The organism is Luteibacter sp. E-22 (assembly GCF_049913125.1).
Taxonomy (GTDB): Bacteria; Pseudomonadota; Gammaproteobacteria; order Xanthomonadales; family Rhodanobacteraceae; genus Luteibacter.
On record NZ_CP183975.1, the window covers coordinates 3,868,938 to 3,881,659 of the forward strand.

At 65.7% G+C, this 12,722-nt stretch carries 11 protein-coding genes; 3 read left to right on the plus strand and 8 right to left on the minus strand.

The genetic code is table 11. The annotated features are described in order from the left end of the window. The first annotated feature begins 9 nt into the window (after window positions 1-9). On the plus strand, window positions 10-1,824 hold the full coding sequence (locus ACN9M2_RS17290) for a diguanylate cyclase (protein ID WP_426285855.1): 1,815 nt from the start codon (window positions 10-12) through the stop codon (window positions 1,822-1,824). Here the strand turns inward: ACN9M2_RS17290 and ACN9M2_RS17295 are convergent. The 7 genes from ACN9M2_RS17295 to ACN9M2_RS17325 all read right to left on the minus strand — a co-directional run bounded on the left by ACN9M2_RS17295 (window position 1,821) and on the right by ACN9M2_RS17325 (window position 8,926). Continuing rightward, entirely contained in the window at window positions 1,821-2,546 is a 726-nt protein-coding gene (locus tag ACN9M2_RS17295; protein ID WP_426285856.1) for a LytR/AlgR family response regulator transcription factor, read from the minus strand. The genes ACN9M2_RS17290 and ACN9M2_RS17295 overlap by 4 nt on opposite strands. After that, entirely contained in the window at window positions 2,528-3,565 is a 1,038-nt protein-coding gene (locus ACN9M2_RS17300; RefSeq protein ID WP_426285857.1) for a sensor histidine kinase, read from the minus strand. The genes ACN9M2_RS17295 and ACN9M2_RS17300 overlap by 19 nt, the downstream gene beginning before the upstream one ends. 35 nt (window positions 3,566-3,600) lie before the next feature. Next, window positions 3,601-4,074 (minus strand): nuclear transport factor 2 family protein, encoded by a 474-nt coding sequence (locus ACN9M2_RS17305; RefSeq protein ID WP_426285858.1) that lies wholly within the window; start codon window positions 4,072-4,074, stop codon window positions 3,601-3,603. A 100-nt stretch (window positions 4,075-4,174) separates the two neighbouring features. Continuing rightward, complete coding sequence (locus ACN9M2_RS17310) at window positions 4,175-4,657, minus strand: hypothetical protein (RefSeq protein ID WP_426285859.1); 483 nt, start codon at window positions 4,655-4,657, stop codon at window positions 4,175-4,177. Between the two features lie 112 nt (window positions 4,658-4,769). Continuing rightward, entirely contained in the window at window positions 4,770-7,397 is a 2,628-nt protein-coding gene (gene mgtA, locus ACN9M2_RS17315; protein ID WP_426285860.1) for a magnesium-translocating P-type ATPase, read from the minus strand. A gap of 156 nt (window positions 7,398-7,553) precedes the next feature. Beyond that, complete coding sequence (locus ACN9M2_RS17320) at window positions 7,554-7,733, minus strand: hypothetical protein (RefSeq protein ID WP_306849042.1); 180 nt, start codon at window positions 7,731-7,733, stop codon at window positions 7,554-7,556. A gap of 284 nt (window positions 7,734-8,017) precedes the next feature. Beyond that, entirely contained in the window at window positions 8,018-8,926 is a 909-nt protein-coding gene (locus ACN9M2_RS17325) for a LysR substrate-binding domain-containing protein (protein ID WP_426285861.1), read from the minus strand. A 118-nt stretch (window positions 8,927-9,044) separates the two neighbouring features. Between ACN9M2_RS17325 and ACN9M2_RS17330 the strand changes: the two genes are divergently transcribed. After that, window positions 9,045-9,239: a hypothetical protein gene (locus tag ACN9M2_RS17330; RefSeq protein WP_426285862.1), complete on the plus strand. Its 195-nt coding sequence runs from the start codon at window positions 9,045-9,047 to the stop codon at window positions 9,237-9,239. A 63-nt stretch (window positions 9,240-9,302) separates the two neighbouring features. Beyond that, on the plus strand, window positions 9,303-10,250 hold the full coding sequence (locus tag ACN9M2_RS17335; protein ID WP_426285863.1) for an aldo/keto reductase: 948 nt from the start codon (window positions 9,303-9,305) through the stop codon (window positions 10,248-10,250). A 100-nt stretch (window positions 10,251-10,350) separates the two neighbouring features. On the opposite strand, the gene ACN9M2_RS17340 is transcribed toward ACN9M2_RS17335, so the two are convergent. Continuing rightward, window positions 10,351-12,588, minus strand: coding sequence for an NADP-dependent isocitrate dehydrogenase (locus ACN9M2_RS17340; protein ID WP_426285864.1), 2,238 nt, complete (start codon window positions 12,586-12,588; stop codon window positions 10,351-10,353). Window positions 12,589-12,722: the final 134 nt, after the last annotated feature.

Here is a 12,722-nt window from a genome sequence, read left to right on the forward strand (position 1 = left end):
CACGGTGGCATGATCGGTCGCTTCGGACGCCGGCTGGGGCTGGCGATCGCACTCACGCTGGTGTCCCACGCCGGCGCGGCCCTCGCTCAGCTCACACCGGGCGAGGACGCGACGGCGACGCTCGCGCATGCCGACGCGACCAAGACCTCCGACCATCCCGCCTTCATGGATACGGTGGCGCGGCTCGGCCGCGACGCTCCGAGGCTGACCGCGGCACAACGGGCCCACCTGCATTACCTAGAGGCCTGGCAAGTCGCCTATGCCGGCGATTACGAAGCCGCGGTGCCGTTGCTCGAGGCGGTGATCGGCGGCTCATCCGATACCACGCTGCGCTTCCGCGCCACCGCCACGCTGATCAACATCCTGGGCATCGGGCATCGTTACCAGGAAGCCTTCTCCCGCCTGACCGAACTCACCGACAGCCTGCCCGAGGTAAGCGACCCGCAGGCCCGCCTCCAGGGCCTGGGCGAGGCAGCGCAGATGCTCACGTCCGCCGGCCAGTACGACATCGCCGCCGAGTACGCCGAGCGGATGATCGAAAGCACGCCCACCGGCGACAGTGCCTGCAAGGGCACCTTCATCAAGCTCCATGCGCTCTATCGGGGCAAGCGCATCGAGGGAGCCGACCCGCGCTTCACCCAGGGCATCGCGGCATGCGAGGCCGCCGGCGAGAACCTCATCGCCAATGCGCTTCGTGCGGACGTGGCCGAAGGGACCATCCGTGCCGGACACGCCGCCGAAGCCGTCGCCATGCTGGAGAAACACTATCCGGCGGTCGTGCGCGACCAGTATCCGAGCCTGATTTCCCAGTTCGAATCGCTGCTCGCCGAAGGCCATTGGCAGACCGGCGATGTAGAGGTGGCGGAAAAATATGCCCATGCGGCGGTCGACAGCTCGATCGTGGGGGAATACTCCGAGCCCCTGGCGGTGGCGCTGCGAACGCTATACCTCGCTGCCAAGCGGCGTGGCGACTTCCGCGCCTCGACCGATTGGCTCGAACGCTACATGCAGGCGGACAAGGGTTATCTCGACGACGTGACGGCACGTGCACTCGCCTACCAGGTGGTAAAGCAACAGGTGACCTCCAGCCGCATGGAAGCCGACGCGCTCGATCGCCAGAACCAGATCCTGCACCTGCAACGCGAAGTCGACCGGCGTTCCATGGAGACGAGCCGGCTCTACATCCTGTTGTTGCTCACCGTGCTGGCGGCGATCGGCCTGTGGCTGGTCCGCACCAAGCGTTCGCAGTTGCGTTTCATGCGCATGGCACGCCGTGACAGCCTCACAGGCATCTGCAACCGCCAGCATTTCGTCGAGGAAGCCACGCAGACCTTGCAGGGCGTCCGCAAGAGCGGCAAGCCCTCGTGCCTGATCCTGTTCGACCTGGACCATTTCAAGCTGGTCAACGATACCTACGGGCATGCCGAGGGCGATTGGGTGCTCCTGCGCGTCGTCGCCGAATGCCGCGACCACATCCTCGAGGGAGACGTGTTCGGACGGCTGGGCGGCGAGGAATTCGGTATCCTCCTGCCGAACGCCGACGAGACCGCCGGCGCTAAGCGTGCGGACATGATCCGCATGGCGCTCGCCGCGCCACCCGCCGGCGGTCCCTCCACGGCCCATGTCACGGCCAGCTTCGGCGTGGCGTGCACTTCGCGCCACGGCGAACAGCTCGACCGGCTACTGGCGAAGGCGGACGAGGCCCTCTATCGGGCCAAGGCCGCCGGGCGCAACCGCGTCGAGATCGCCTTGCCTGACGAACCCGAATCCGCGTCCCCCGAAGCCATGCCGGCCGCTTCGTCGGCCTGGGCCACCCGGCACTAGGCGATGCGATGCAGCGCCGCGAGCAAGGTCTCGATATAGGTACGGCTTGCCCTGAGTGCCGTGCCATCGCGAAGGCGTAACACCGCGTCGCGATTCGGTCGCGGGCGCAGTTCCTCCACCTGGTCGATGCGAACGATCGCCGACCGGTGCACACGCACGAATCGCGCGGGGTCGAGCCGGCGCGCAAGCGCGTGCAGCGGTTCGCGCAACAGGTGCCGTTGCCCCTGCATGTGCAAGACCGCGTAGTCGCCGTCGGCTTCGATCCATTCGACCTCGTCCGCATCGATGAAGCTCAATCGGGTACCGACCCGTATGGCGAAGCGCCGCGTCGGCGCCGCCATCGTCGGTCCACGCAATTGGCGCCTCGTCCGATCGATCGCTTCGCCGAAACGATCGTCGTCGATGGGTTTCAGCAGGTAATCCACCGCCTGGAGCTCGAACGCGCGCACGGCGAAGTTCTCATGCGCGGTGAGGAGAATGGCCAGTGGACGTTCGGCCACCGGAATCGTCGCCAGGGCGTCGAGGCCATCGCGCCCGGGCATCTGGACATCCACGATCACCACGTCGACCGAGGGGCGGCGAAGCGTGGCGAGTTCGTGCCCATCCACGAACTCGCCGACGACCGTGACATCGGGCTCGCCGCGCAGCCGCGCCACGACGCCGGCGCGGGCCAGCGGCTCATCGTCCACCACCGCCACGCGGATCATGCGGCCACCCGCCATGGCAGTTCGATCGCGACACGCCATTTCGCCTGGACCGGTGCGGACTCGAACCGGTATGCGCCGGGATACAATGCATCCAGCCGTGCGCGTACGTTCGCCAGTCCCACGCCAGTCGTCCGGTGATCCACGGGAAATGGCGCGTCGTTGTCGACGGTCACGCACAGGCGATCGTCCTCGCGCACGATGCGGATGGCCAACTCCCCCACGACTCCCCTCGGGGCGATGCCATGGTGGATCGCGTTCTCGACCAATGGCTGGAGAAGGAGGTACGGCAGGGTCGCGTCGAGGACATCCGGCCCTGCCCGCATATCCACACGCAGGCGATCGCCCAACCTGGCTTTTTCGATGTCCAGGTAGGTGGAGGTGAAAGCGATTTCCTCGGCCACGCTGACTTCATGCCCATGGGTTTCCTCCAGCGTGGCGCGGAGGAAATCGCCGAGGCGGGCGATCATGCGGCTGGCTTCCCGTTTTCGATCGTCGGCGACGAGGGCGGAGATGGCGTTGAGGGTATTGAAGAGGAAGTGCGGCTGTAGCTGGTAGCGCAAGGCACGCAGTTCGGCATCGCGCGCCGCGAGACCTGCGAGCCTCACGCGCTCGCCCTCGGCCTGGAGGGCCGCACGGTGCAGCACGATCGCCTGCAACCCGCAGAAGGCGATGAGGGCAAGCCAGCAACCGTCCAGCCCGCCGAACACCCAGGTCCAGCCCAGGCGTGCTCGCGCGTCCTCGCTGGCGATGAAACGCAAGGCGATCACGGCGTTCAGCACCGACATCGCATAAGTGGCCGGAAGAAGCACGGCGGCCATCGTCCACCCGCCGGCACCGCGCCGCCACAGCCAGCGCTGCAGCCAACCCACCGGCACGATCCAGAACAGGTAGGCGACGGCGTAGAAGAGTCGAAAGGCCAGCACGTGAGCGTCGCCGACCGACGGCAAGCCCATGACCAGCATGCAGCCCAGCACGGGCAGGCCCGCGATCCAGGCCATGCCTGGCGACACCGTCACGCTGCGATCTTCACGCATGGCCTTGCCCGTGGCTTCCGTGCGCGCAGTATCGTTCAGAAGTTGGAGGAGTACAGCATGGAGGCGATTTTCCAGCCATCGTCGGTACGAATCAGCTGCCAGGTCTCCGCTCCCCGGTTACCCACCTTGCCATCGGCCACGAATTCGAAATCGAAGTAAACCGAGGCCACGCTACCGTCGGTCTCGATACGGACGTTGTGGAAGCGCTCCTCGATACTGGCCTTGGTGCTGCCGACGTAATCGGCGAACTCCTGCCAGGTGCTCGCCTTGTAGCGGGTGGCTTCCGGGTGTTTCGCCTTGACCTTGCGGTAGCTTTCGTCACCCAGCACGTTCCACCAAGCCTTGCTGTCGGCGAGGAAGAGGCTTGCCAGCGCGACGCGGTCGTGGTTTTTCAGGGCCCCCTGGAAACGCGTCACCACCTGTTCGATCTCGGCCTTCGGCGAATCGGCGGCGGCACAGGGGACGGCGGCCATGAGGGCCAACAGGACGAGAATATGACGGAAGCGCATGGCGTGACCTCGATGGTGGGTGCATCGAGCAAACCAGCGGAACCGCCCCGCCGCCAGTAGGCGTGCGGCGGGACGGTGGATCAACGCTGTGAAACGGTGGTTACAGGCAACCCACCAGCCCGTCGTAAACCGAGTAACGCGACATCGGCAACTTCGCGTGCAGCGCGTCGTCGCCGTTCATCACCTCGTAGAACTTGTCCACCGGGGTGTCCTTGGCGAGCAGGAGCTTGCATTTGAAGAGCTTGGCGGCGGTCTGCACGGCACCGGATTTGGGATTTACCGCGGCGGTGCTGCCCGAGAACAGCCAGAGACACTGCTTCATGGTGCCCTTGGTGCTGTCGACCGAACAGCGAAGCTGCATCGGGCGCAGGTTGGCATATTCCCCTTCGCAGAAGGTATCGCCGCAGATCTTCTCGAAGCCGGCGTTGAGCCGGACTTCCGCCTCGAAGAAGCGGTCCATGCCCTGCTCCGACGCCGGCCAGTCGATGGCGTCGACATAGCGGGCGGGAGCGGGCGCGGTCTGGGCGAAGACAGCGGCAGGCAGGATGAAGAGAGCGGCGGCGAGCGCGTTTCGAAGCATCATGGTGACTCCTTGGTTGAGGAGCCACCATGAGACGCTCATCGCGAAGGCGCGTATGTCCCGCTACGCCCACACATGCGTGTAGCCACCCGGTCAGCCGCCAGGTAGGAAGAATCTATAGCCAGCGCCCGTAGCGCCGGATGTAGATCGTCTTCACCACCTGCGTAAGCACGCAGTAGCACACCAGCGTCAGCGCCAGCCAGGCGAAATAGATGCCCGGCAAGGGATGCATGCCGATGCGCGCGCCGAGGCCCGAATACGGGATCAACATGCCGACGACCATGATCGCCCCGGTCAACGCCAGCACCGGTGCGGACGCCATGCTGCGCAGGAACGGGATGCGCCGCGTGCGGATCATGTGCACGATCAGGGTCTGCGAGAGCAGGCCCTCGATGAACCAGCCCGATTGGAACAGCGACTGGTGCGCGACATCGTTGGCGCCGAACCAGTGCCACATCAGCCAGAACGTGGTGATGTCGAACACCGAGCTGACCGGGCCGATCCAGACCATGAAACGGCCGATGTCTCCGGCGTCCCACTTGCGTGGCTGGCGCAGGTAGTCCTCGTCCATGCGATCGAACGGGATCGACAGCTGGGAGAGATCGTAGAGCAGGTTCTGCACGAGGATCTGCAACGGAAGCATCGGCAGGAACGGAAGGAAGGCGCTCGCCACCAGCACGCTGAACACGTTGCCGAAGTTCGAACTGGCGGTCATCTTGATGTACTTCATGATGTTGCCGAAGGTGACCCGTCCTTCGATCACGCCCTCCTCCAGCACCATGAGGTTCTTTTCCAGCAGGATGATGTCCGCCGATTCCTTCGCGATATCCGTCGCGGTATCGACCGAGATACCCACGTCGGCATCGCGCAGGGCGGGTGCATCGTTGATGCCGTCGCCAAGGAAACCGACCGTATGCCCCTTGCGCTGGAGCGAGCGAACCACGCGAGCCTTCTGCACCGGCGACATCTTCGCGAAGACGGTGGTCTTTTCCACCATCGCGTCGAGCGCCTCGTCGTCCAGTTGCTCGATGTCGCGGCCCTGGGCCGACGCTTCCACGTCGAGGCCGACCTCGGTGCAGATCTTCCGCGTGACCGCTTCGTTGTCGCCGGTGATCACCTTCACGGCCACGCCATGGTGGTTGAGCGCGCGGATGGCGGTGGCGGCCGAGTCCTTCGGCGGATCGAGGAAGGCCAGGCAGCCCACGGCGGTGAGGCCTTGCTCGTCCGCCACGCCGTAGGCGCGGTCGCCCGTCGGATCGCGGCGGACGGCCACGACCAATACGCGCAGGCCGTCCTCGTTGAGGCGACGGGTCATCGCGCGAATCTCGGTGCGCTTCTCGGCCGTCATCGGCTCGGTCACGTCGCCGATGCGAGCCTCGCTGCAGATCGCCAGCATCTCCTCGACCGCGCCCTTGCAGACCAGCAGCTGCTCGCCCTTCCCGTCCGCCACGACCACCGACATGCGGCGGCGCTGGAAGTCGAAGGGAATCTCATCCACCACGTGGAAACGGTGCGCCACGGGCTCGAGGTCGCGGTGGGCCAACACCGCCTTGTCCATCAGGTTGCGCAGGCCCGTCTGGAAGCGGCTGTTGAGGTAGCCGTATTCCAGCGCCTCGTCCGAGTCGTCGCCATTGAGGTCGACGTGGCGCTCGAGAACGATCTTGTCCAGCGTCAGGGTGCCGGTCTTGTCCGTGCACAGCACGTCCATCGCGCCGAAGTTCTGGATCGCGTTGAGACGCTTCACCACCACCTTGCGCTTCGACATGGCGAGGGCGCCCTTGCCGAGGTTGGCGGTGACGATCAACGGCAGCATTTCCGGCGTCAGGCCCACCGCCACCGAAAGCCCGAACATGAAGGCTTCCAGCCAGTCGTGCTTGTCGAAGCCGTTGATCAGGAAAACCACCGGCACCATCACCGCCATGAAGCGGATCAGCAGCCAGCTCACCGAGGAGATGCCCCGGTCGAAGCTGGTCTGCACGCGCTCGCCCGACAGGGTATGCGCCAGCGATCCCAGGTAGGTGCGCCCGCCCGTCGCCAGCACCACGGCGGTGGCGGTGCCGGACACCACGTTGGTGCCCATGTAGCAGATCGTCGGCAGGTCGAGCGGCCCGGACGAGGTATCGCCGGCCGTGGTGCCGTTGGGCGCGGCTTTCTCGACCGGGATCGACTCGCCGGTGAGGATGGCCTGGCTGATGAAGAGGTCCTTCGTCGCCAGCAGGCGCAGGTCGGCGGGCACCATGTCGCCGGCGCCGAGGTGGACGATGTCGCCGACGACGAGTTCCTCGACCGGCACCTCGATGCGCTCGGCGTGGCCGTCGTCCGCGCGGCGGGTGACGGTGGCCGTGTTGCGCACCATCGCCTTGAGCTTCTCCGCCGCACGCGAGGAACGGAATTCCTGGGTGAACGACAGCAGCACGCTGATCGCCACCATCACCGCGATGATGACGGGACCGGTGACGTCGTCGGGCTCGGTGAACAGCTGCACCCCCGCGAGCACGAGCAGCACGATGATGAAGGGATTGCGGAAAGCCCGCAGCAGCTGGATCGACCAGTGCGGCGGCTTCTCATGGCCGACTTCATTGATGCCGTCGCGGTCGAGGCGCTCGGCGATGGCGGCCTCGTCGAGGCCGTCCGGCCGGGCGTCCAGCGCGCGCAGCAATTCATCCGCGGGACGATAGGCGTCCGCGGTGGCCTGGGTGTAGATCTTGGCGGCGACGGCCGCCTGCGAGGTGTGGATCTTCATGGCTCGCTACCTCTCCGGACGCGCGGTCCGGTCAGGCGCGAGCGGCCGTCGGCGGTCAGCCGAAGGCGAGCGCGCCGGCGCGGAGCCGACGTTCGGTGTCGCTATGGATATCGACGGCGGACGGCGTAAGCCGCGCCGTAGTGTCTATGTCGCTGTTCATGGCCTCGGAAGCTTGCCATCCGCGGGTTTCAACGAGCTTTCAGCGGTGTCGAGCGAACGCGGCACGGTGATCGTGCGCTTGGCCGGTACCGGGCCGGTGGCACGACGGCGGGCGAGTGCGAAAGCGAGACGGCGGCCGAACATGCGCGGCGCGGTCTTGTCGAGCTGGAGGTTCATGGCTCAATCCTCGAATAACGGAAGCTCACGGCTTCCGACGAGGAGAGCCGGACTTTCCCTAGCGGAGGAAAGCGCCGGCCGACCGGGTGCGGTCGCCGCGGGCGATGAGTTTTGCCAGCGCCGGGACCCGATGCGTGCGGGAGCCGGCGCGTCGACTAGGGTAGACGTCCATATGCCTGGATAAGCTAAGAGGGTTGCCGCTGCACGAGACCCCGTGCGGTAGCCGGGGGATTGTCGCGCCGCAGCGAAGCGCGGTCAAGCGAAAGTCGCCGGATCGGGAGGATTCAGGCCGGCAGGGGCAAGCCGTGCCTGATACCCGCCTCGTACTCGGCCGCCTCGGCCAGCAGCCACTCGCGGAAACGTGCCACCCCGCTATGCGATTCCGAGCGCTTCGGATAGACAAGGTAATACGCCTCGGCGACGCGCATGCGCTCCTTGCACAGCACCGTCAACGCCCCGCACTCGATCAGCGAGCGGGCCATGACGAGACGACCCAGCGCCACGCCCATGCCTTCAAGCACCGCGCGCTGCAAATGCTCGGTATTGTCGAAGCGCGCGACATAGCGCGACGGCAACGGCATGCCGAAGGCCTCCGCCCAGTCGTTCCAACGGCCGGACGGATCGCCGAGCAGCGGCCATCCCGTGAGCGACGTATCAGGCAGGCCGCCCATGCGGCGCACCAGGGATGGGCTGGCTATCGGCACGATGTATTCGTCGAACAGGCGGTCCGCCTTCGTGCGCGGCCATGCGCCGAGGCCGTAACGGAACGCCACGTCCACCGTCGATTCGCGGTCGAAGTCGACCACCGACACCGACGAGTGAAGGCTGAGCTCCAGTTCGGGATGCTTGCCCACGAGTTTCGGCAGCCGGGGGACCAGCCAGCTCGACGCGACCGACGGCAGCACGCTCAGCGTCACCGCATCCTGGTGCCTTCCTTCGAAACGGCCCAGGGCATGCTCGATCCCCTCGAAATGATGGCCTATGGCTTCGAGCAGGTGGGCGCCGTCGGCAGTCAGGGTGACACCACGCGGCCCACGGTCGAACAAGGAGCGGCCCAGGCGTTCCTCAAGGTTGCGTATCTGGTGGCTCAACGCGCTGACCGTGAGGTTCAGCTGTTCCGCCGCACGTGACAGCTTGCCCGTGCGGGCGACCAGGACGAACCCCTGAAGCAGACCGAGCGGGAGGCGGGACATGTGAAAATTCCTCAAGGCCGGGTTGCAAACATATCGCTTTTTGGCCCGGGTTAGAACGGGCACCCTTTACCTCACCGAAAGCCGCAAGTCGTTGCGAACGGTGTAATGGGAGGGTGTCATGGCATCGATCTTCACCGGCCTTGCCTTCATGCACGGCCACATCGTCAATCGCGAACTCGTGCTCCGGCTCGGCCGTGAGGAAGAAGTCATCGATCGCGGCGCGGGTGCCCCGCGGACCTTGGCGACTCCGCGCAAGGAGAGCGTCAAGGCGGTGGCAGCACTGCCGGGAAGCCCTGCCTGCGCCACCTGCTGAAACACGCCGCCTGAACCTGGCTTGCGTCATCATGGGCGTTTCCGCCCTCATCGGAGATGACGCATGAAGTTACGCAACCTCGGGCGTTCGCCCCTGCGGGTAGCCCCACTTGCCTTTGGCGGCAACGTCTTTGGCTGGAGTGTCGACGAGCCACGCGCGTTCGAACTCCTCGATGCCTTCGTCGACCACGGCTTCAACCTCATCGACACGGCCGATGTCTACGAGGCGTGGGTACCGGGTAACGAGGGTGGCGAGTCCGAGACGATCATCGGCAAGTGGCTGAAGAAGACCGGCAAGCGCGACAAGGTCATCGTCGCCACCAAGGTAGGCAAGTGGAAGCGTTATCCCGGACTGGCGCCCACCAATATCAAGGAGGCGGTGGAGGATTCCCTGCGTCGCCTGCAAACCGACCACATCGACCTCTACCAGTCGCATGAGGACGATCCGAAAGTGCCTCTGGAGGAGACCCTGCGCGCTTTCGACGATCTCGTGAAGGCCGGGAAAGTGCGTGTCATCGGTGCGTCCAACTACGACGACACCCGGCTCGCCGACGCCCTGGGTACCAGTGCGTCGAAGGGCCTGGCGCGTTACGAGTCGATGCAGCCGGAGTACAACCTGATGGATCGCAAGGGCTTCGAGGAAGCCCTGCAACCGCTGTGCGTGAAAGAGGACGTCGGCGTGATCAGCTATTACTCGCTGGCCAGTGGCTTCCTCAGCGGCAAGTACCGGAGCGAGGCAGACCTGTCCAAGAGCAGCGCCCGAAGCGGAAAGGTGAAGGCCTACCTCAACGACCGGGGATATCGCGTCCTCGCGGCACTGGACGAAGTCTCACAGGCGCGCGGCGCGAAGCCGGCACAGGTGGCGCTGGCATGGGTGATGGCGCAACCGTCGATCGCCGCCGCCATCGCCAGTGCCACGTCGCTGGAGCAACTCGGTGAGATCGCGAAGGCGGCGACGCTTGAGTTGACACCGGCGGACCTGGCGACCCTCAAGGCCGCCAGCGCCTACTGACTGGCGGCCTTGAGGAAAAGCCTTGAGGAAAAACCCTGAGGGAAAGCCCCTGTGGGAGCCGCTTCAGCGGCGATGTGCTTGCGACGGGCTCACCTACCCGTCAGCGCGAGGCCACCAACACGTCCAGTGCCGCGTTGAACGTGGCACTCGGACGCATGGCGGCGCTCAGCCGCTTCATGTCCGGGTGGTAGTAACCGCCAATCTCCACATGCTTGCCCTGCGCACCGTTGAGCTCGGCGACGATCTTCGCCTCGTTCGCGGCCAGGGTCTTCGCCACCGTGGTGAAGCGGGCCTTGAGGTCCGCGTCGTCATCCTGCGCGGCGAGCGCCTCCGCCCAGTACAGCGCCAGGTAGAAGTGGCTACCACGGTTGTCGATCTCGCCGACCTTGCGCGCGGGTGACTTGTCGCTGTCGAGGAAGCGACCGTTGGCCTGGTCCAGCGTCTTCGCCAGCATGCGGGCGTGCTTGTTGTCGTAGCGCTCGGCGAGGTGCTCCAGCGATGCGGCCAGGGCCAGGAATTCACCCAGCGAATCCCAGCGCAGGTAGCCTTCCTCGACGAACTGCTGCACGTGCTTCGGTGCCGAACCACCCGCGCCGGTCTCGAAGAGGCCACCGCCGGCCATCAGCGGCACGACGGAGAGCATCTTCGCGGAGGTGCCCAGCTCCATGATGGGGAACAGGTCGGTGAGGTAATCGCGCAACACGTTGCCGGTGACGGAGATGGTGTCTTCGCCCTTGCGGATGCGCTCTAGCGAGAACTTCGTCGCTTCCACCGGCGAAAGCACGCGGATGTCGAGGCCGCTGGTGTCGTGATCCTTGAGGTAACGCTCCACCTTGGCGATGACCTGCGCATCGTGCGCACGGTTCGCGTCCAGCCAGAACACCGCCGGCGTCGCCGACAGCCGCGCGCGCTGAACGGCGAGCTTCACCCAATCCTGGATCGGCGCATCCTTGGTCTGGCACATGCGCCAGATATCGCCCGCCTCGACGGCGTGTTCGAATACGACGGCGCCATCGTCCGCGACGACGCGCACCGTGCCGTCGGCGGGGATCTGGAAGGTCTTGTCGTGCGAGCCGTATTCCTCGGCCTTCTGCGCCATCAGGCCGACGTTCGGCACGCTGCCCATCGTGGCCGGATCGAACGCGCCGTGCGCGATGCAATCCTCGATCACGGCCTGGTAGACGCCCGCGTAGGAACGGTCGGGAATGACCGCCTTGGTGTCCTGCAACTTGCCTTCCGCATTCCACATGCAGCCGGAGTCGCGGATCATCGCCGGCATCGAGGCGTCGACGATCACGTCGCTGGGCACGTGCAGGTTGGTGATGCCCTTGTCGGAGTTCACCATCGCCAAGGCCGGGCGCTGCGCATACTCCGCCTTCAGGTCGGCCTCGATCTGAGCGCGCGTGCCCGCGTCCAGCTTGTCCAGTCGTGCATAGAGGTCGCCGATGCCGTTGTTGGCGTCGAAGCCCACCTGCTTGAGCGCGTCGGCGTGCTTCGCCAGCACGTCCTTGTAGAACTCACGCACCACGATGCCGAACATGATCGGATCGGAGACCTTCATCATCGTGGCCTTCAGGTGCAGCGAGAACAGCACGCCCTTGGCCTTCGCGTCCGCGATCTGCGCGTCGATGAAGGTGGCCAACGCCTTACGGCTCATCACCGCGGCATCGACGATCTCGCCGGCCTTCACCGCAAGCTTGTCCTTCAGGACCTTCGTCGCGCCGTCCTTGCCAATGAACTCGATGCGCAGGCTACCCGCCTTGTCCAGCGTGGACGACTTCTCGCTGCCGTAGAAATCGCCGCCATCCATGTGCGCGACGTGCGACTTCGATTCCGGTGACCACTTGCCCATGCGATGCGGATGCTTGCGCGCATAGTTCTTGACCGAAAGCGGCGCGCGGCGGTCGGAGTTGCCTTCGCGCAACACGGGGTTCACGGCGCTGCCCATGGCCTTGCCGTAGCGCGCGTTGGTTTCCTTCTCTTCGTCCGTCGAGGGGGCATCCACGTAGTCGGGCAGGTTGTAGCCCTGCGACTGCAGTTCGCGAATGGCGGCCTTCATCTGCGGCACGGAGGCGCTGATGTTCGGCAGCTTGATGATGTTGGCTTCCGGGGTGGTGGCCAGCTGTCCCAACTCGGCGAGGTGGTCGCCAATCTTCTGCGCATCGGTGAGGCGCTCCGGGAACTGCGCCAGGATGCGGCCGGCGAGCGAGATATCCCGTGTTTCAACCGCCACGCCCGCGGTGCCGGCGAAGGCCTCGACGATCGGCAGGAACGAGGCGGTGGCGAGGAACGGCGCTTCGTCGGTGAGCGTGTAGATGATCTTGGGCGAGCTGGACATGATTCGGCGAGCCTTATGCTTGAGTGGGCCAGGTCATGGGGCGCACCGGCGCAGGCCACGTGGGCGCACCGGCGAGCGGGAAACCTGCCCATTGTGGCCCGATTCGGCGGGAGGGGGAAAGCGACCCGGGGGCA